General features: G+C 32.3%; 19 protein-coding genes. 16 read left to right on the top strand and 3 right to left on the bottom strand.

Translation table 11 applies throughout. The features are described from left to right. Positions 1-195: 195 nt before the first annotated feature. On the top strand, positions 196-483 hold the full coding sequence (locus tag MPTP_RS05575) for an ArsR/SmtB family transcription factor (RefSeq protein WP_013774125.1): 288 nt from the start codon (positions 196-198) through the stop codon (positions 481-483). A 337-nt stretch (positions 484-820) separates the two neighbouring features. Here the strand turns inward: MPTP_RS05575 and MPTP_RS05570 are convergent, their stop codons facing one another. After that, the gene (locus MPTP_RS05570; protein ID WP_013774124.1) at positions 821-1,669 is read right to left on the bottom strand and encodes a pyruvate, water dikinase regulatory protein; all 849 of its coding nucleotides are present in this window, start codon (positions 1,667-1,669) and stop codon (positions 821-823) included. Positions 1,670-1,803: 134 nt separating this feature from the next. Here MPTP_RS05570 and MPTP_RS05565 point away from each other — a divergent pair, with 134 nt between their 5' ends. The 11 genes from MPTP_RS05565 to glyS all read left to right on the top strand — a co-directional run bounded on the left by MPTP_RS05565 (position 1,804) and on the right by glyS (position 12,574). Next, positions 1,804-2,196: a Fur family transcriptional regulator gene (locus MPTP_RS05565; protein WP_375782336.1), complete on the top strand. Its 393-nt coding sequence runs from the start codon at positions 1,804-1,806 to the stop codon at positions 2,194-2,196. Between the two features lie 152 nt (positions 2,197-2,348). Beyond that, the gene (gene rpsU, locus MPTP_RS05560) at positions 2,349-2,525 is read left to right on the top strand and encodes a 30S ribosomal protein S21 (protein WP_002287321.1); all 177 of its coding nucleotides are present in this window, start codon (positions 2,349-2,351) and stop codon (positions 2,523-2,525) included. A 25-nt stretch (positions 2,526-2,550) separates the two neighbouring features. After that, complete coding sequence (locus MPTP_RS05555; RefSeq protein WP_013774122.1) at positions 2,551-3,003, top strand: GatB/YqeY domain-containing protein; 453 nt, start codon at positions 2,551-2,553, stop codon at positions 3,001-3,003. A gap of 220 nt (positions 3,004-3,223) precedes the next feature. Then, complete coding sequence (locus MPTP_RS05550) at positions 3,224-4,183, top strand: PhoH family protein (RefSeq protein WP_172956390.1); 960 nt, start codon at positions 3,224-3,226, stop codon at positions 4,181-4,183. 39 nt (positions 4,184-4,222) lie between these two features. Beyond that, on the top strand, positions 4,223-6,412 hold the full coding sequence (locus tag MPTP_RS05545; RefSeq protein WP_013774120.1) for an HD family phosphohydrolase: 2,190 nt from the start codon (positions 4,223-4,225) through the stop codon (positions 6,410-6,412). Between the two features lie 5 nt (positions 6,413-6,417). Next, positions 6,418-6,897, top strand: a complete 480-nt coding sequence (gene ybeY, locus MPTP_RS05540; RefSeq protein WP_013774119.1) for an rRNA maturation RNase YbeY — start codon at positions 6,418-6,420, stop codon at positions 6,895-6,897. Continuing rightward, positions 6,875-7,273, top strand: a complete 399-nt coding sequence (locus MPTP_RS05535; protein ID WP_041363484.1) for a diacylglycerol kinase family protein — start codon at positions 6,875-6,877, stop codon at positions 7,271-7,273. The genes ybeY and MPTP_RS05535 overlap by 23 nt, the downstream gene beginning before the upstream one ends. 19 nt (positions 7,274-7,292) lie before the next feature. Continuing rightward, the gene (era, locus tag MPTP_RS05530; protein ID WP_013774117.1) at positions 7,293-8,195 is read left to right on the top strand and encodes a GTPase Era; all 903 of its coding nucleotides are present in this window, start codon (positions 7,293-7,295) and stop codon (positions 8,193-8,195) included. Between the two features lie 73 nt (positions 8,196-8,268). Continuing rightward, complete coding sequence (gene recO / locus MPTP_RS05525) at positions 8,269-9,066, top strand: DNA repair protein RecO (RefSeq protein ID WP_013774116.1); 798 nt, start codon at positions 8,269-8,271, stop codon at positions 9,064-9,066. A gap of 519 nt (positions 9,067-9,585) precedes the next feature. After that, on the top strand, positions 9,586-10,491 hold the full coding sequence (gene glyQ, locus MPTP_RS05520) for a glycine--tRNA ligase subunit alpha (protein ID WP_013774115.1): 906 nt from the start codon (positions 9,586-9,588) through the stop codon (positions 10,489-10,491). A gap of 1 nt (position 10,492) precedes the next feature. Beyond that, positions 10,493-12,574, top strand: a complete 2,082-nt coding sequence (gene glyS / locus MPTP_RS05515; protein WP_013774114.1) for a glycine--tRNA ligase subunit beta — start codon at positions 10,493-10,495, stop codon at positions 12,572-12,574. Between the two features lie 197 nt (positions 12,575-12,771). On the opposite strand, the gene yidC is transcribed toward glyS, so the two are convergent. Both yidC and MPTP_RS05505 read right to left on the bottom strand, forming a co-directional pair. Continuing rightward, the gene (gene yidC, locus MPTP_RS05510) at positions 12,772-13,719 is read right to left on the bottom strand and encodes a membrane protein insertase YidC (RefSeq protein ID WP_013774113.1); all 948 of its coding nucleotides are present in this window, start codon (positions 13,717-13,719) and stop codon (positions 12,772-12,774) included. A 253-nt stretch (positions 13,720-13,972) separates the two neighbouring features. Further along, positions 13,973-14,248: an acylphosphatase gene (locus tag MPTP_RS05505; RefSeq protein ID WP_013774112.1), complete on the bottom strand. Its 276-nt coding sequence runs from the start codon at positions 14,246-14,248 to the stop codon at positions 13,973-13,975. A 115-nt stretch (positions 14,249-14,363) separates the two neighbouring features. Between MPTP_RS05505 and MPTP_RS05500 the strand changes: the two genes are divergently transcribed. The 4 genes from MPTP_RS05500 (at position 14,364) to pyrH (ending at position 18,088) form a co-directional block, all read left to right on the top strand. After that, complete coding sequence (locus MPTP_RS05500) at positions 14,364-15,149, top strand: TrmH family RNA methyltransferase (RefSeq protein WP_013774111.1); 786 nt, start codon at positions 14,364-14,366, stop codon at positions 15,147-15,149. Positions 15,150-15,383: 234 nt separating this feature from the next. Beyond that, positions 15,384-16,181, top strand: a complete 798-nt coding sequence (gene rpsB, locus MPTP_RS05495) for a 30S ribosomal protein S2 (RefSeq protein WP_013774110.1) — start codon at positions 15,384-15,386, stop codon at positions 16,179-16,181. Between the two features lie 123 nt (positions 16,182-16,304). After that, complete coding sequence (gene tsf / locus MPTP_RS05490) at positions 16,305-17,186, top strand: translation elongation factor Ts (protein WP_013774109.1); 882 nt, start codon at positions 16,305-16,307, stop codon at positions 17,184-17,186. Positions 17,187-17,371: 185 nt separating this feature from the next. Next, positions 17,372-18,088: a UMP kinase gene (gene pyrH, locus MPTP_RS05485; RefSeq protein WP_013774108.1), complete on the top strand. Its 717-nt coding sequence runs from the start codon at positions 17,372-17,374 to the stop codon at positions 18,086-18,088. Positions 18,089-18,097: the final 9 nt, after the last annotated feature.

Genomic DNA, 18,097 nt, shown 5'->3' with positions numbered 1-18,097 from the left:
ATTTTTATTAGTGTATTTTCATAAAAACTATCTACAGAAGACATAGGTATTTTATTTTTAAAAGGGAGCAATTGGGTATGAATCATTCGTTACTCAATTGCTCCCTTTTAGATTTCTTTCTTTTTAATTTTCTTTAAACATGATAAACTTAACCTATGTTTGTGGATAAAGCTGAAGAAAGAAGGAAGTATTCCCGTGCAAGAAAAGGAAGAAATTCAAAAAGTCAGTCAATTATATAAAGTTTTGAGCGATCCTACACGTTTAAAAATCCTTTTATATTTGAAGCAAGGAGAATTAAACGTAACAGCACTTAGTGAAAAGCTAAATATGGAACAGTCGGCCGTTTCCCATCAACTAAAATTACTTAGAGAAAATCATGTTGTAAAAACGGATCGTGTTGGTAAAACGATCTTTTATATCCTAGACGACCATCATGTTCTTGATATTTTAAATCAAACTATTCAACATATTAAACATAACTAATTTATTTCATTAAATCTACTTTATTTATAGATTGAATAATAAAGTTTTTAGTTAATTGTAAATAATGGGAATTTCTTGTTGAATCTATTATCTATTTAGTATTACATAGAAAGTGGACAAAAAATAATATTGAAATTCTGCAATTTAATATACTATTTTCTATCATAACAATTTTTCTACCTTTGAAATCAACTATCAAAACAAAATACATAGTATTGAAAAATGATAGGATTCTAAATAAATCTTTCACTTTTTCAATAGCTATGTATTTTATAGATTTCACAAGGGCAAAATAGAATTAACAAACTTGATTAAAGATGTATTCCAAAATAGTTATTTAACATAAAAAATAACTATGATCTTCTAGATGAAGGGCATTCATAATCATTGAAGCTGTTTCTTCAATTGAAAGAGAAGCAACATTAATCACTACACAGCCAAGTTTTTGATACAATTCATTTGAAAATGCCAATTCCCTACGTATTTTTTCGATATCTGAATAAGAATTATTTTCAGGTAAACCATATGCACGCATTCTTTCTTTTCGGATGGTATTCAATGTTGATGCATTATTTGTTAATCCAATAATTTTTTTTGGGTTCATTTCCCATAATTGTTTGGGCAAATGAGCTTCAGGAATTAATGGTAAATTAGCAACTTTTAAATTTTTATTTGCCAGAAACAGACTAAGGGGCGTTTTTGATGTGCGTGAAATCCCCAAAAGTAAAACATCAGCTTCTAAAAAGCCACGTGGATCTTTCCCATCATCATACTTTACTGCAAATTCCATTGCTTCAATTCGATTGAAATAATTTTCATTTAAATGGTGTAAGGCACCTGCCTCTCTTGTTGGTGGATGACCAGTTAAAGACTCAATTTTACTAATTAAAGGTGTTAAAAGATCCAATTGATATAAATTATTTTCAGTTAAAAAATTTTTTGCAAATTGTACAAATTCATGATTAACAATCGTATAAAGAACCAATGCTTGTTTTTCCTTTGCTTCATTTAATGCTTTTATTAATTTTTTTTCATTATCAATAAAGGCTCTGCGATAAAGCAAAAAATCAACGGTAGGATATTGTGCCATTGAAGCAGCAACAAGTTTAGCTGCTGTTTCTCCAGCAGAATCAGAAATAACAAAGATAGTCACAATATTTTTTTCTTTGTTTATTTTTTTTGACATTTTTATCCCTTCCTTGCTTTTTTTCTTTGTTTATTATACCATAATTTTATTGCCTGTTCGTAAGAATGATGATTTATCAAGGAGATGATCATTTGAAACAACAACCATCAATTATTCAACAATCATTGGCAATTATGAAGCAGCATGGATTAAAGTATACGAAGAAAAGGGAAGAAATGCTGCATTATTTAATTAAGATGAATCGCTATGTTGCTGCAAAAGAAATCTATACATTTATGAAGGAAAAATATCAAGGAATTAGTTATGATACAATTTATCGAAACCTTCGTGATTTTGTTGAAATAAACTTATTAGAGACAACAGAAATGAATGGTGAGCACTTATTTCGGTTTCATTGCCATCAAGGAATTGGACATCATCATCATTTTATTTGTATTGTATGTGGAAAAACGAGGCAGGTGTCTATGTGTCCAATGGATTTTTTTGAAGATCAGTTGCCAGGATGTACAATTGAGGGACATCGATTTGAAATTCTTGGAAGATGTGAAAATTGTCAAAATGTCTAATTTTTTGTTTATTATTTTTAGTTTTTTTTCAAGAATGGTTGACGTCAAAAATAGCATTCGATATAATAGAACAAGAACAGTATTTTATTGGTGATCATTTGTATCATAAATAGAAAAACGGTTACTTTTTAAGCTCGGAGGGAGGGAATTACATGTCAAAAACTGTTGTTCGTAAAAACGAATCTCTTGACGATGCTCTTCGTCGCTTCAAACGTTCCGTTTCAAAAGCGGGTACCTTACAAGAATCACGTAAACGTGAATTTTATGAAAAACCAAGTGTAAGACGTAAGAAAAAATCTGAAGCAGCTAGAAAACGCAAAAAATTCTAGTTTTCTATGAATGGGAGCTGGGAACATGTCACTTCTTACTACATTGAATGATGATATCAAAACAGCTATGAAAGCAAAGGATAAGGAATCCTTATCTGTACTACGTATGTTAAAAACAGCCGTTCAAAATGCGCAGATTAAAGAAGGCCACAATTTGAACGGAGAAGAAGAATTGACGATGCTATCTCGTGAAATGAAGCAACGGAAAGATTCTCTAAAAGAGTTTGAAGAGGCTGGACGAACAGATCTGGCTGATAAAACAAAAATAGAAATTGCAATTGTTGAAAGATATATGCCTGAGCAATTTTCAGAGAGTAAGATTATCCAGATTGTTCAGGAAACAATTACCCAGGTCGGGGCACACTCACCTAAAGAATTTGGAAAAGTTATGGGAATTGTTATGCCCAAAGTAAAAGGTAAGGCAGATGGAAATCAAGTGAATACAATTGTAAAAGAATTATTGCAAAAAAACGAATAATTTTTTAACTGTTCTGGATCAAGTTTATTAGTAAACTTGATCCAGTTTGTTGTTTTTAAATAAATAAAATAAGTTATTAACTTGCTTTTTATTAAATTACGGTGAAATAACGACCATTAATCTATACTGCTCTTTACGTTTAAAAATGATGGCTACTTTTTAAACAATTCAGAATATGGTATCATTATAGGAAATCAAAAAAGGAGATGGCTGCTTTTTGATAACTGACCAATCCGAAACACTCACCTTTACTTTAGATAATCTAGATGATTTAAGTTTACTTTTTGGTATACATGATAAAAATATAAAATTTTTAGAAGAACAAACACAAGTAACGATTAATAATCGTGGACAATTGGTTCAGCTGATTGGTAAAAAAGAAGAAATGCTTTTAATAAAAGATATTTTAGAAAGCTTACAACAATTAATTCATCATGGTATTCATATTCACTTATCAGATGTTGTCTCTGCTTTAAAACTGGCACGTAAAAATCAATTAGATGTATTTTTGATGATGTTTGAAGATGAAATACTCAAGGATTATCATGGTAAACCAATTCGGGTAAAAAATTTAGGTCAAAAAAAATATGTTGATCAAATTGATCGGCATGATATAGTTTTTGGTATTGGACCAGCTGGTACAGGAAAGACATTTCTAGCAGTAACAATGGCTGTAGCTGCTTTGAAAAAAGGCAATGTTCAAAAGATTATTCTCACTCGTCCGGCAGTAGATGCTGGTGAGAGCTTGGGTTTTTTACCGGGTGATTTAAAAGAAAAAGTTGATCCTTATCTGCGACCCATTTATGATTCTTTATATCAAACATTAGGGATGGAATATACAGAACGTTTAATAGAAAGAAAAGTTATTGAAATTGCCCCATTAGCTTATATGCGTGGCAGAACATTGAATGATGCTTTTGTAATATTAGATGAAGCACAAAATACAACAATTGCTCAAATGAAAATGTTTTTAACACGTTTAGGGTTTAATTCTAAAATGGTTGTAAATGGTGATACAAGTCAGGTAGACTTGCCTAAAAACGTTACTAGTGGTTTAATGCATGCTAAGAAGACATTACAAACGATCAAACAGGTTCGCTTTGTTAATTTTAAGACAGAAGATGTTGTTAGACATCCAGTTGTTGCCGAAATTATAGACGCTTATGAAAATGGTCAATAAGTTAGTTAGTGCATTTCATGAAGGAAGTGAAAAGAATTCGTGAAAAAATTTATATTAAAGTTTTGTAATCGATTAGATAAAGCCTATATTCCTATTTTATTATTTTTATTTTCTTGTTTATTATTTGGTATTATGTTTACTAGTGTTTATCAGAAGAAAATGGAAATTAAGGAAGGACAATTGGCTGAAAAAACCATTCGGGCGAATAAAAATATTGAAAATACCTATGATACAAAACAAAAGAAAAAATTAGCTGCTGAATCTGTAACTCCTGAATATGTATATCAAGAAGACATAGCAACAAATCAACATAATTGGACTGAAAAACTATTTAAGTTAATCAAAGCAACGAATGATCGACTAGATAAAGAATATCAAGAAAAAAAACAAAAAGCTAAAGAGGGAGAAACAGTTCCTGAACCCACAATAGCCGAAAAGATAGCTGACTTAAAATCCAGATTTGAAATGTTTGATCAAGATACTATTACTTTTTACCAGAATTTTCCTACGAACTTTTATCAAACTGCCTTTTCATTAAATAATGACCAGCTGGATACTGTCCAAACAAAAAGTTTAGCACTTATTGATAAAGCAATGAAGAAGCATATTAGAGAATCGGAAATTGAAAAAATTAGACAAAAAGCATTTGATCAAATTCAATACTTGGATATTACTGGGTCTATGCAACGAGCCATTCGTTATGTAGTAGATCAGGGAATTGTACCAAATGATTTTACGAATAATAAAAAAACAAAGGAATTAGTACAACAAGCGGTAGACTCTGTACAACCGGTCATGATTTATCAAGGTGAAATTATTGTACGTGAGGGCAATCAAATTGATGCTAAGGCTATTGAAAAACTAAAACTTTTGGGTATGATGAATCAAAGTACATCTATTTTCCCAATTGTTGCCCTGATATTAACTATTATTTTGCAGGTAGCTGTGCTGCTATTTTTTACAACACAGGTGACGGAAGATGGAAAAGAGAAATATTTCATTTTATTTTATACATCTACGATGTTTTTAAGTATTTTAATGATGAAATTCTTTCAAGTTTTCCAAACAGAGCAATTAAGCTATATACCATTATTCTATCCAGCAGCATTTGCCCCACTTGTTTTGAGTTATTTTATTAATAGACGTTCTGGCATTCTTGTGGCTATTTTTCAACTTATTTTTGCTTTATTTGTTTTTTATAATATGATTGGTACAAATGCATTAACAATTATTTTAGTTATGTATGCATTTAGTGGTTTTTTAGCTACAGTGGTGAAAAGACAGCGAATTAGCGAGCAAGGATTCCCAGCAATTATGTGGATTATTATTATTCCTGTATGTGCAACTGGTATTTTAATGATTTATCAGGGAATGGGCCTGAATGATGGCAAAACCTGGGTTGCCTTAATCTGCGCCTTAGCAGGGAGTGTATTGTCATTTTTAGCAACATTAGGACTACATCCCTATATTGAACTTTTAGTGACTGATGACAGCATGATTGTTTTAAATGAACTTAGTAACCCTAAACATCCATTACTTAAACAATTATTAGAAAAAGCACCAGGAACTTATCATCACAGTATGATGGTTGCTAGTTTGAGTGCTAATGCGGTAGCTGAAATTGGCGGAAACTCTTTATTAACAAGAGTGGCTAGTTATTATCATGATGTTGGAAAAATAAAGCACGCTAACTTTTTTGTAGAAAATCTACCACCTGGTAGTGAAAATCCACATAATTTTTTACTTCCTGAAGATAGTAAACAAATTATTTTTAGCCATGTAACAGAAGGAGCGCAAATATTACAAGAATATCATATGCCTCAGGCAGTGATTGATATTTGTTGGCAACATCATGGTACGACCCTTATGCAATTTTTTTATTTTAAAGCAAAAGAACGAGATCCCAATGTTCATGAGGAAGATTATCGTTATCCAGGACCTCGTCCCCAATCAAAAGAAGCCAGTGTTATCAGTATAGCAGATACTTGTGAGGCAGCTATTCGTGCTATGCATCATCCCAGTCGAGAAAAAATTAGTGAATTTGTCTATAATTTGATTCAGGAGAGAATTGAGGATGGACAATTGGACGATTCTGGATTGACCATGCGAGAAATTCGTATTGTTGAAAAATCATTAATTGGTGGATTGTTGAGTACTTTTCATTCACGAATTCAATATCCAAAAATAAAATCAGAAACATCTAAAAACATGAACCAAGAAACGAGGTAGATATTATGGATATTACTTTTATTGATGAAACAAATCAATTTTCTGAAAATTACTTCACTAAAATAAAAGAATTATTACAGTTTTCAGCGGACTTCTTGAAGCTACCTGATACAACTGAAATGTCTGTTACATTTACAACCAATGAAAAAATTCAGCAAATCAATCAAAAATTTAGAGGAAAAAATGTACCTACCGATGTCATTAGTTTTGCTTTAGAGGATGAAGGAGAAGATGAGTTTCCAATTATTCTTGATGAGATGCTTACTTCTTTGCCACCTAAAAATTTAGGAGATATTATTATTTCGATTGAAAAAGCTGAAGAGCAGGCACAAGATTATGGTCATTCCTTTGAACGTGAACTGGGTTTTTTAGCTGTACATGGTTTCCTACATTTAAACGGTTATGATCATATGAATGAGGAAGATGAAAAGGAAATGTTCGACTTACAAAGAAAGATATTGGATGATTATGGACTCAAAAGATAGAAAGGTAATAAAAAATAAAAGTTTCATTTCTTCATTTAAGTTTGCATGCCAAGGTATTAAGACAGTATTTAAGGAAGAACGCAATATGCGCATTCATGTTTTACTAGGTGGAATTGCAATTGTGTTGGGTATCAGTTTTCATTTAACTTTAGGCGAATGGTTATGGTTATTGTTTGCTATTTTTTTAGTTTGGATCATGGAAGTTATGAATACAATTTTTGAAAATTTAGTAGATATGATTACTGACTTTTGTTTTCATCCAATTGGAAAAAAAGTGAAAGATATGGCAGCAGGAGCTGTGTTAATTGCAACTATTTTTGCAGTAATTATCGGTGTATTGTTATTTGGATCGAAATTCTGGCAATTTTTGCATTAATCATGAAAGGAAGAAAGAGATGGAAAAAGAACATAAATCAGGATTTATTGCTATTATTGGTAGACCAAATGTTGGTAAATCAACCTTGTTAAATCGAATTGTTGGTCAAAAAGTAGCAATCATGAGCGATAAAGCACAAACAACTAGAAATAAAATTCAAGGCATTTACACAACACAAAAAGCACAATTAATTTTTATTGACACACCTGGTATCCATAAACCAAAACATCGTCTTGGAGATTTTATGGTAGAAACTGCTTATAGTGCGCTTCGTGAAGTTGATGCGACACTTTTTATGATCAGTGCAGATCAAAAGCGTGGAAAAGGTGATGACTTTATTATTGAACGTTTAAAAGAAATGCAAAATCCTGTCTATCTTGTGATTAATAAAATTGATAAAATACATCCAGATGATCTACTCGGCATTATTGAAGATTATTCACAGCAAATGACCTTTAAAGAAATTATTCCAATTTCGGCTACAGAAGGAAATAATTTTGATCATCTCATGGATGTTTTAGTTGAACAAATGCCTGTTGGTCCTCAGTATTTTCCAGAAGATCAAGTAACAGATCATCCTGAATATTTTATTGTTTCTGAGTTAATTCGTGAAAAAATCTTACAACTTACAAGAGAAGAAATCCCTCATTCTGTGGCTGTAATTGTTGATTCAATGAAGCGTGATGAAAACGATAAAGTACACATTCAAGCAACAATTGTGGTGGAAAGAGATAGCCAGAAAGGAATTATTATTGGTAATGGTGGAAAAATGCTGAAGCAAGTAGGAATAAAAGCAAGACAAGATATTGAACATCTGCTAGATGATAAGGTGTATTTAGAACTTTGGGTAAAGGTGCAAAAAGATTGGCGTGATAAAAAACTATATCTGCAAGACTTTGGTTACAGAAAAGAAGATTATTAAGTAATTTATTTTTGATTGAATGACCCCTTCTTTTTTAGCCTATATTTACTGAGTGTGAAAGGAGAAAAGCAAAATGGTTTTAGGTGATACAAAAGGAATTATCCTGTTTACTAAACAATTTAAGGAAAAAGATAAGTTAGTGAAAATTTTTACTGAATCCCATGGTAAATTGATGTTTTTAGTTAAAGATGCTTATAGAAAAAATAATCCATTGATCCCAGCTATTTTGCCTTTCACTAAAGCAGTTTACATAGGTGATTTTAGACATGATGGTCTTTCATTTTTAAATAATAGCAAAGAAGTAACCAGTTTTCGAAATATTCAACAGGATATTTTTATTAATGCTTATGCTACTTATATATTAAATTTAGTCGATGCAGCAATTGAAGATCGTGTATATGATCCTCTTTTATATCAATTTACTAATCAAGCATTAACCGCCTTGGAAGAGGGAAAAGATGCAGAAATTATTACAAACATTTTTGAAGTCCAATTACTACATCGTTTTGGTGTAATTCCTGAGTGGCATGCTTGTGCTGTTTGTGGAAACACGAATGGAAAGTTTGATTTTTCTCCTAAATATAGTGGTATTTTATGTGAAAAACATTGGATACTGGATAGTCATCGTTATCACTCAGATCCACGATGTATTCACTTCATTCGTTTATTTTCAGCTATTTCCTATGATCAAGTACAAACGATTCATGTAAAAGAAACGACAAAATTGGCCATTCGCAAAACAATCGATGAATTGTACGATGATTATGTTGGAATTCATCTGAAAAGTAAAACATTTATTGACAAAATGCATACTTGGGAACATACATTAAAAATACCTTCAAGGGAACCAGAAGCATTGGAAAAGGAATGATTTTTAATTTGTAAGAAACAATTTTACTTTTTATTGGAATATTTTGTTTTTTAATGAATTAGCTGGATTAGTTTTATTTTTTGTTTCAATGAATAGGCAGACTACTACTTAACTAATAAATTCTATTATGAATAACTAGATAAAGAAAATTGAAAAATAATTTGACAAGCTGTTCATCTGAGCTTATCATAAGAATAATTAGAATATGTACGAGGAAAAAGAAAAGTAAAAAGATTTCTTTATTTAGCGAATCTGGGAAAGTGAAAGCCAGAGATGAAGGACTTTTGAAAGGCACTTTTGAGTACACAAATTAAGCTGCCGATTGATAAATCGGAAGTAGGGTGGAACCGCGATCTTCTCGTCCCTATGTCTATTAAAGACATAGGGACTTTTTTATTTGCTGATCACAAATCAGATTATAGATAGTCTTTGTTAGGCAAGAAATCAATTCTATAATAGAAATGATTGGTTACTTTTATTTAATAATTTCTAATAAATAGGTTTCAAGGAGGAAAATATATGGAAAACAAGTTAACGGTACAAGAAATTATTTTAACATTACAAAAATTCTGGGCAGAAAATGGTTGTATGTTAATGCAAGCTTATGATACTGAAAAAGGTGCAGGCACCATGAGTCCTTATACATTTTTGCGAGCAATTGGACCAGAACCTTGGAATGCAGCTTATGTAGAACCTGCCAGACGACCAGATGATGGTCGTTATGGCGAGAATCCCAATCGATTATATCAACATCATCAATTTCAAGTAGTAATGAAACCTTCACCTGAAAATATACAAGAACTTTATCTTGAAAGTTTAAATTTATTAGGTATTAATGCTTTAGAGCACGACATTCGTTTTGTTGAAGACAATTGGGAAAATCCATCAATGGGTTGTGCAGGTTTAGGATGGGAAGTCTGGTTAGATGGCATGGAAATCACACAATTTACCTATTTTCAACAAGTAGGTGGACTTTCTTGTAAACCTGTAACATCAGAAATCACTTACGGTCTGGAGCGTTTAGCTTCTTATATTCAGGGTGTGAATAGTGTTTATGACCTTGAATGGACAAAGGGAATCAAGTATGGAGAAATTTTTAAACAACCTGAGTATGAACATTCTAAGTATTCTTTTGAAATTAGTGATCAAAAATTATTGTTAGGTAATTTTGATCGTTTTGAGCATGAAGCTAAACGTTGTATTAAGAAAAATTTAGTCCATCCAGCGTACGACTATATTTTAAAATGCAACCATACATTTAATTTATTGGATGCACGTGGTGCAGTGTCAGTTACCGAGAGAGCTGGTTATTTAGCACGGATTAGAAGCATGGCAAAAGAAGTAGCAAAAATTTTTGTTGCTGAAAGAGAAAAATTAGGCTTCCCTTTATTAAATGAAAAACCAATTATGGAGGAGGAAAACTAGTATGGCAAAAGATTTATTATTAGAAATTGGGTTGGAGGAAATACCAGCAAATCTTGTAACACCTAGCCGTCTACAATTGGAAGAGCGGATCGTTCAATTTTTAAATGAGCAACGTCTAACCTATGAAACGATTCAAACATTTTCAACTCCTCGTCGTTTAGCTGTCTATGTTAGTGAAATTCCTGATGAACAAGAAGATATTTACGAGGAAGTTAAAGGCCCAGCTAAAAAAATTGCCTTAGATAATGAGGGAAATTGGACAAAAGCAGCCCAGGGATTTGCCATAGGACAAGGCGTTGAGACAGACGCTATTATCTTTAGGGAATTAATGGGGATAGAATATGCCTACATAACAAAATACATCAAGGGACAAGCTGCTGTTAATGTATTGACTGGTTTAAAAGAAATCATCTTAAGTATGACCTTTCCTGTGACGATGTGTTGGTCAAATTATGATTTAGATTATATTCGTCCAATTCATTGGATAACAGCTTTATTTGGTGAGCAAGTTATTCCATTTTCAATTTTAAATGTACAAACAAATAATATATCTCAAGGACATCGCTCTTTAGGTGATCAAATTATAATCAGACAAGCAAGTGACTATCAGACAAAATTAAGTGAACAATTTGTAATTGCTGATCCAAAAGAGAGAAAACGGATCATTCAACAACAAATGGAAGAAATTTCGCAAAAAAATAATTGGCACCTCATCTATGATGAAGCTTTACTAGAAGAAGTAACAAATTTAGTCGAATATCCAACTGCTTTTGTTGGTAATTTTTCTGAAAAATATCTTGCTATACCTAAAGAAATACTGATTACCTCAATGAAAGATCATCAACGTTACTTTGAAGTATATAATCATGAAGGTGATTTACTCCCTCACTTTATTTCAGTTAGAAATGGGGATCAAGTTCACCTAAAAAATGTAATTCAAGGGAATGAAAAAGTTTTAGTTGCTCGCTTAGAAGATGCAGAATTTTTCTACAATGAAGATAAAAAACTTTCTATTACAACGTGTGTCAATAAATTAAAACAGGTAACTTTCCATGATAAAATTGGTACCATATATGAAAAAATGCAACGTGTTTGTCTAATTAGCCAGATCATTGGAAAAAAAGTAGGACTAACAAAAACAGAATTATTGGATCTAAAACGAGCATCTGAAATCTATAAATTTGATTTGGTGACAAATGTTGTTAACGAATTTCCTGAATTGCAAGGAATTATGGGAGAAAAATATGCCTTACTGCATGGCGAAAAACCAAATGTCGCTCAAGCGATTCGGGAACATTATTTACCAATATCTAGTGAGGGAGAATTACCAACTTCAATAATTGGCTCTGTATTAGCTGTAGCAGATAAATTGGATAGTGTATTTTCATTCTTTGCTAAAGATATGATTCCTAGCGGATCTAATGATCCCTATGCGCTTCGACGTCAAACATATGGTATTATCCGGATCGTTGCTGAAAATAAATGGGAATTTCCTATTATTCAATTACAGAAAGAAATTTATGCAGCAATTAATGCCAAAGAATCTTTCGGAATTAAGCTGAATGATGATAATATGCAAGTTGTTGATTTTATTAAGGGAAGAATCCGTCAATTATTATCATCTGAACATTTTAGACATGATATTATTGATGCAGTCATTTCATCTGAACAACAAGACCTATTAAAACTATTGACAACGGCTAAGACTTTAAGAAAACATTTAGCTGATGATGATTTTAAAGCTTCTATTGAGGCATTAACACGTGTCATTAATTTAGCTGAAAAAGGTAAAGAATTGATGAAAGAACCAATATTAACTGTAGAGCTAGAATTATTTGAAAACAATTCAGAAGAAAAATTATATGAAGCGGTACAAAAAATTTCAGCTAATTTTGACGAACAAACCATTGATGAAAATTATGATGCTTTGATGAACCTAAGAATTCTGATTGAAAATTATTTTGATCAAACAATGGTAATGACAGAAGATAAAGCAATTAAGAACAATCGCTTAAAGCAATTACTTCAAATTGCTCAAATGGCGTCATCTATTGCTCGTTTTGATCTTTTGATCACCAAATAATGATTTACCCATTTAGAAAATCTATAAATAAATTACTTGTGTTAGTTAAGTTTAATATGAGTGATTTATCATAAACTTTCATCAGATAAGAGATAAAATAGAAAAAAACATAAAATAATTGAGCGAATTATGAAATAATTGATTGTTTCATAATTCGCTCAATTTAACTTAATACAAGATTGATTAGATCTTTGTATTTATTTATTTGTATTTCTCTTTTGTTTTCCTGCATTTCGGCCATTAGTAGAATTGTTCTTTTTTGAAGATTTATTTTTGGTTGTCTTATCTTCTTTTGATTTATCAGCAGTTATATCCTTGCGAGCAAAGACGACTTGCTTTGGAGGATTGTTTTTTAAATCTTCTTCTATTTTTGCTTTGATCTTTGGTCGCATTAAAACATTTGTAATAAACGTTTGAATACAAGTAAAGATACCACCTACAACCCAGTATAAAGCTACACCGGCCGGTGAACTAAATGACATAAAGACAATCATTAGTGGTGAAACAATTAACATTGATTTCATAGTTTTCTTTTGTTCTTCAGGAATTCCAATTGTGGATAGGTAACCTTGTAAAAGATAAGCAGCTCCTGCTAAAGCTACGAAGACTAAGCTTGGTTTTCCAAGGCTAATGCCAAGAAAATTTGCTTGCGTAATTCCCTTTGTATATTTAGCTGCAAAAAATAAAGCAGAAAAGATTGGCATTTGGATCAATAATGGCAGGCAGCCAATACCACCAACCATACTAACGTTATTTTCTTTATAGACGCGTTGCATATCAGCACGTGCGTTTAGTTGTTCTTCTTGAGTTTTTGCTTGTTTTAGATTACTTTGTGCAATATCTAATTGAGGTTTAAGTGCTTGCATTTTTTCTGATTGAACCAAGCTTTTATGAGATTGATAGAGTCCTAATGGAAGAATAATAATTCGAACAACAATTGTGATAACAATGATTGCCCAACCATAATTCCAATTAAAATGATTTACTAGGTATGTAATCATATTGCTCATTGGCTGTACAAGGAGATTATAAACAATCCCATCACCAGTTGGTTGTCCATTTTTGCCAGTTTTTACACAGCCTGCTAAAAAGAGCAACAGAGCGAATAACCCAGAACCATAGAGCCATCGGTTTAATTTTCGCATGTATTTCGTTCCTTTTCTAAAAAATTTTCACAAATCTAACTATACTTGAAAAATTTCCTTTTTTCAATGAAAATCACAAAAAGTTTCGATTAAATCTGTTATTTACAAGCGAAATGGCAGGCTAATAGAAGGAATTTCAATCTTGCATTAGTACGGACTTCTTCATTTAGGCTAATTTCCCGATTTGTAAACAGTAAGCAAAGTATTCACTATTATTTATATTTACTCATTTCGTTGGATTGTTATTTATTATTCAAATCGTAATAGTGAACTGTTCAAAATCTTCTAAATAAGGCGAGTCGCTAATATCAACATAGGTAACATGACCAGAGGGAGAAGGTGAGTTTTTAATCTTTAAAACAAATTCATCAATTGCTTTATTTTTACCAACGGCATTGATGGTAACAGAACCGTCTTCTTCGTTTCTTACATTTCCTGTAACACCTAACTGATCAGCAAGTGTTTTTGCTGTATATCTAAAACCAACACCCTGAACGTGTCCCTGAATATTCATACTGACTTTTTTCATAAGATATACACATCCTTTTTTATTGATAAGACAATGATAGCTATTTTTTTATTTATCTGCAAGTTTCAAACATTGCTTTATTTTTTTCATGTTATAATAACGGAGAGGTGTGAAAATGAAAGAAATCTTATCTACAAAAAACATCCTAATTAAAGAGTGGAGAAAACTTCAACAAAAAAAATATCGTCAAGATCAAAAAAAATATATTGTTGAAGGTTTTCATTTAGTTGAGGAAGCTATAAATACAAATCAATCAATTGAATCTATTTTATTAACATCAAAAGGAAAAATGGAATGGGAAGAATGGTTATTGGATAAGGATTTTTCTCAGATCATTATAGTGAGTGAGGAAGTCATGCATTATTTATCAAAGTTGCCAACACCGCAAGGAATTTTAGCCATTATAGCTATGCAGGAAGAGAGAGAAATAAAAGATATTATGGTAGACGGTGGCTGGTTATTACTAGATAATATCCAAGACCCAGGAAATGTCGGAACAATGATTCGTACGGCTGATGCAGCCGGATTAGCGGGAGTTATTTTAGGTGAGGGAACTGCCGATATATATAGTACAAAAACCCTACGATCCATGCAAGGAAGCAATTATCATTTATCTATCCTGCATGCATCTTTACCAGCTGTCCTCTCTCAATTTCAAGAAAAAGAAATTCCAGTTTTTGGAACAGAAGTTACCCAACGATCAGTGGCTTATACGCAGGTAAAAGTACCTCATACTTATGGATTAATGGTTGGAAATGAAGGGCAAGGAATTAATCAGTCCTTATTAACACAAGTAGATCAAGTGATTCATATTCCAATGAAGGGAGCTTCAGAATCATTAAATGTGGCGGTTGCTGCTGGCATTTTAATTTTTCATTTTGAGCAGATAAAAAAAGGCTGATTTTTAGTAATAATTTTTGGGTAGCTGTCTATCTTACAGAATCGATCTAATAGAATTGATAAAAATATTGATTTCTACTTTGCAGTGCTGTATACTATGAAGGGTACGTTGAATTATTTTGACGACATAAATTCACATCTAGTTTGATTTATAAAGCGGTGCTGTGTAATGCAGTTCTTTATAAAAGAGAGAACTAGAGAGGAATAAATAAAAACCAAATTGGAGGAAAAAAACATGGCAGTAATTTCAATGAAACAATTGTTAGAAGCCGGTGTGCATTTTGGTCATCAAACGCGCCGCTGGAATCCTAAAATGAAGAAATATATCTTCACAGAAAGAAATGGCATTTATATTATCGATTTACAAAAGACTGTAAAATTGGTGGATGCTGCTTACGATTACATGAAAAATGTTGCTGAAGATGGCGGAGTTGCGTTATTTGTTGGGACTAAAAAACAAGCACAGGAAGCAATTAAAGATGAAGCAATTCGTGCTGGACAATACTATGTTAACCATCGTTGGTTAGGTGGAACATTAACAAACTGGGATACAATTCAAAAACGTATTGCTCGTTTAAAACAAATCAATACAATGGAAGAAGATGGTACATTTGACGTGTTACCTAAAAAAGAAGTTGTTGGTTTGAATAAAGAGCGTGAACGTTTAGAAAAATTCTTAGGTGGGATTGCAGATATGCCTAGAATTCCAGATGTAATGTATGTTGTTGATCCAAGAAAAGAAAGAATTGCTGTTCAGGAAGCACAAAAATTAAATATTCCTATCGTTGCAATGGTAGACACAAATTGTGATCCAGATGAAATTGATGTTGTTATTCCTTCTAATGATGATGCGATTCGTGCAGTAAAATTACTTACTGCTAAGATGGCTGATGCATTTATCGAAGGAAATCAAGGAGAAGATCAAGCAGTTGAAGAAGTATTTACTGACGAAGCTTCTGAGCCAACATCGATTGAACAAGTTGCCGATCAAGCAGCAGAAAATGAAGACACTGCAAATAAAACTGCTGAATAAATAATGAATGAACCTAAGCTATTTCAAATCAAAGCTGAATGAGTGATCACAGCCTAATTTTTTTTGAAATAGCTTTTTTAAAAACTAGATAGACGATATCATATTATCCAGGGAGGAATAAACATGGCAGATATTACAGCTAAAATGGTGAAAGAATTGCGTGATATGACTGGCGTTGGTATGATGGATGCCAAAAAAGCATTAGTCGAAGTAAATGGTGATATGGAGCAAGCCGTTGATTTTTTACGTGAAAAAGGTATGGCTAAAGCATCTAAGAAGAATGATCGTGTAGCTGCAGAAGGCTTAGCAAACGTTGCTGTTAATGGAAATACAGCAGCAATCGTTGAAGTGAATTCAGAAACAGATTTTGTTTCTAAAAATGATATGTTTCAAGAACTTGTAAAAACAATTGCTGAATCGGTTGCAAAAAATAAACCACAAACTTTAGAAGAAGCTATGGCCATTAAAACAGATAAAGGAACGATTGAATCTGAAATCATTGAAGCAACGACTGTGATTGGTGAAAAAATCAGTTTCCGTCGGTTCGAGGTTGTTGAAAAAACAGATAATGCAGCCTTCGGTGCCTACCTACATATGGGTGGACGAATTGCTGTATTAAGCGTTTTAGAAGGAACAACTGATGAATCAATGGCAAAAGATATTGCAATGCATGTTGCTGCTATTAATCCTCGTTATGTCGATGAATCACAAATTCCTAATGAAGAATTGGAACATGAAAAAGCAGTGTTAACTGAACAAGCATTGAATGAAGGAAAACCAGCAAATATTGTTGATAAAATGGTTATTGGTCGTTTAAATAAATTTAAAGCCGAAATTACCTTGGTAGATCAACCATTTGTAAAAGACCCAGATATAACTGTCAAAAAATATGTTGCTTCTAAAGATGCAACAGTAAAATCATTTATTCGTTACGAAGTTGGTGAAGGAATTGAAAAAAGAGAAGATAACTTTGTAGATGAAGTAATGAGTCAAGTGAAAAAATAAAACTGTTAAACTAACAGGTAGGAACGCATAATTATTGCGCTCCTTTTTTTTGAAAATGATTGATTTCTATTATTAGGCGAATCAGTATCATGAATTAGACGAGTAAATAATGAAATTTTATTAAATAGGTGGCAGAAAAAGCAACTTATGATAAAATGTTTTTAGAAAAATTGGAGGGACTTTAGATGGTTAAACCAAAATATCAACGTGTTATATTAAAGTTAAGCGGTGAAGCATTGGCTGGAGAGGATGGCTTCGGTATCAAACCTCCTGTAATTAAAGACATTGTTGCAGAAATTAAAGATGTATTCGAACTAGGTATTGAGATGGCAATCGTTGTTGGTGGTGGAAATATTTGGCGTGGACAAATTGGTGCACAGATGGGAATGGAACGTGCTCAGGCAGATTATATGGGGATGCTTGCTACCGTAATGAATGCATTAGCACTACAAGACAGATTAGAAGCTTTAGGAGTTCCAACTCGTGTTCAAACTTCAATTGATATGCGTCAAATTGCAGAGCCTTATATTAGGCGTAAGGCAGAACGTCATTTAGAAAAAGGACGTATGGTTATTTTTGCTGCTGGAACAGGTAATCCTTATTTCTCAACAGATACTACTGCCGCCCTCAGAGCTGCCGAGATAGACGCTGATGTTATTTTAATGGCAAAAAATAATGTTGATGGTATCTATTCTGCTGATCCAAAAGTGGACATGACAGCTGTAAAATATGATGAATTAACCCATTTGGATGTCATTTCTAAGGGACTCCAAGTAATGGATTCAACTGCTAGTTCATTAAGTATGGACAACAATATTCCATTGGTAGTATTTAATTTGAATGAACCTGGAAATATTCGTCGTGCCTGCTTGGGAGAAAATATCGGTACGACAGTAAGATAATTTAATATA

Source organism: Melissococcus plutonius ATCC 35311 (assembly GCF_000270185.1).
GTDB lineage: Bacteria > Bacillota > Bacilli > Lactobacillales > Enterococcaceae > Melissococcus > Melissococcus plutonius.
Note: the sequence above shows the minus strand (reverse complement) of the source record. Positions and strands in the feature narration are given on the sequence as shown.

Coding starts and splice junctions, on each gene's coding strand:
- MPTP_RS05570 (WP_013774124.1), bottom strand. CDS start 1,669: ATGTCAAAAAAAATAAACAAAGAAAAAAATATTGTGACTATCTTTGTT.
- MPTP_RS05565 (WP_375782336.1), top strand. CDS start 1,804: ATGAAGCAGCATGGATTAAAGTATACGAAGAAAAGGGAAGAAATGCTG.
- rpsU (WP_002287321.1), top strand. CDS start 2,349: ATGTCAAAAACTGTTGTTCGTAAAAACGAATCTCTTGACGATGCTCTT.
- MPTP_RS05555 (WP_013774122.1), top strand. CDS start 2,551: ATGTCACTTCTTACTACATTGAATGATGATATCAAAACAGCTATGAAA.
- ybeY (WP_013774119.1), top strand. CDS start 6,418: ATGGATATTACTTTTATTGATGAAACAAATCAATTTTCTGAAAATTAC.
- MPTP_RS05535 (WP_041363484.1), top strand. CDS start 6,875: ATGATTATGGACTCAAAAGATAGAAAGGTAATAAAAAATAAAAGTTTC.
- era (WP_013774117.1), top strand. CDS start 7,293: ATGGAAAAAGAACATAAATCAGGATTTATTGCTATTATTGGTAGACCA.
- recO (WP_013774116.1), top strand. CDS start 8,269: ATGGTTTTAGGTGATACAAAAGGAATTATCCTGTTTACTAAACAATTT.
- glyQ (WP_013774115.1), top strand. CDS start 9,586: ATGGAAAACAAGTTAACGGTACAAGAAATTATTTTAACATTACAAAAA.
- glyS (WP_013774114.1), top strand. CDS start 10,493: ATGGCAAAAGATTTATTATTAGAAATTGGGTTGGAGGAAATACCAGCA.
- yidC (WP_013774113.1), bottom strand. CDS start 13,719: ATGCGAAAATTAAACCGATGGCTCTATGGTTCTGGGTTATTCGCTCTG.
- MPTP_RS05505 (WP_013774112.1), bottom strand. CDS start 14,248: ATGAAAAAAGTCAGTATGAATATTCAGGGACACGTTCAGGGTGTTGGT.
- MPTP_RS05500 (WP_013774111.1), top strand. CDS start 14,364: ATGAAAGAAATCTTATCTACAAAAAACATCCTAATTAAAGAGTGGAGA.
- rpsB (WP_013774110.1), top strand. CDS start 15,384: ATGGCAGTAATTTCAATGAAACAATTGTTAGAAGCCGGTGTGCATTTT.
- tsf (WP_013774109.1), top strand. CDS start 16,305: ATGGCAGATATTACAGCTAAAATGGTGAAAGAATTGCGTGATATGACT.
- pyrH (WP_013774108.1), top strand. CDS start 17,372: ATGGTTAAACCAAAATATCAACGTGTTATATTAAAGTTAAGCGGTGAA.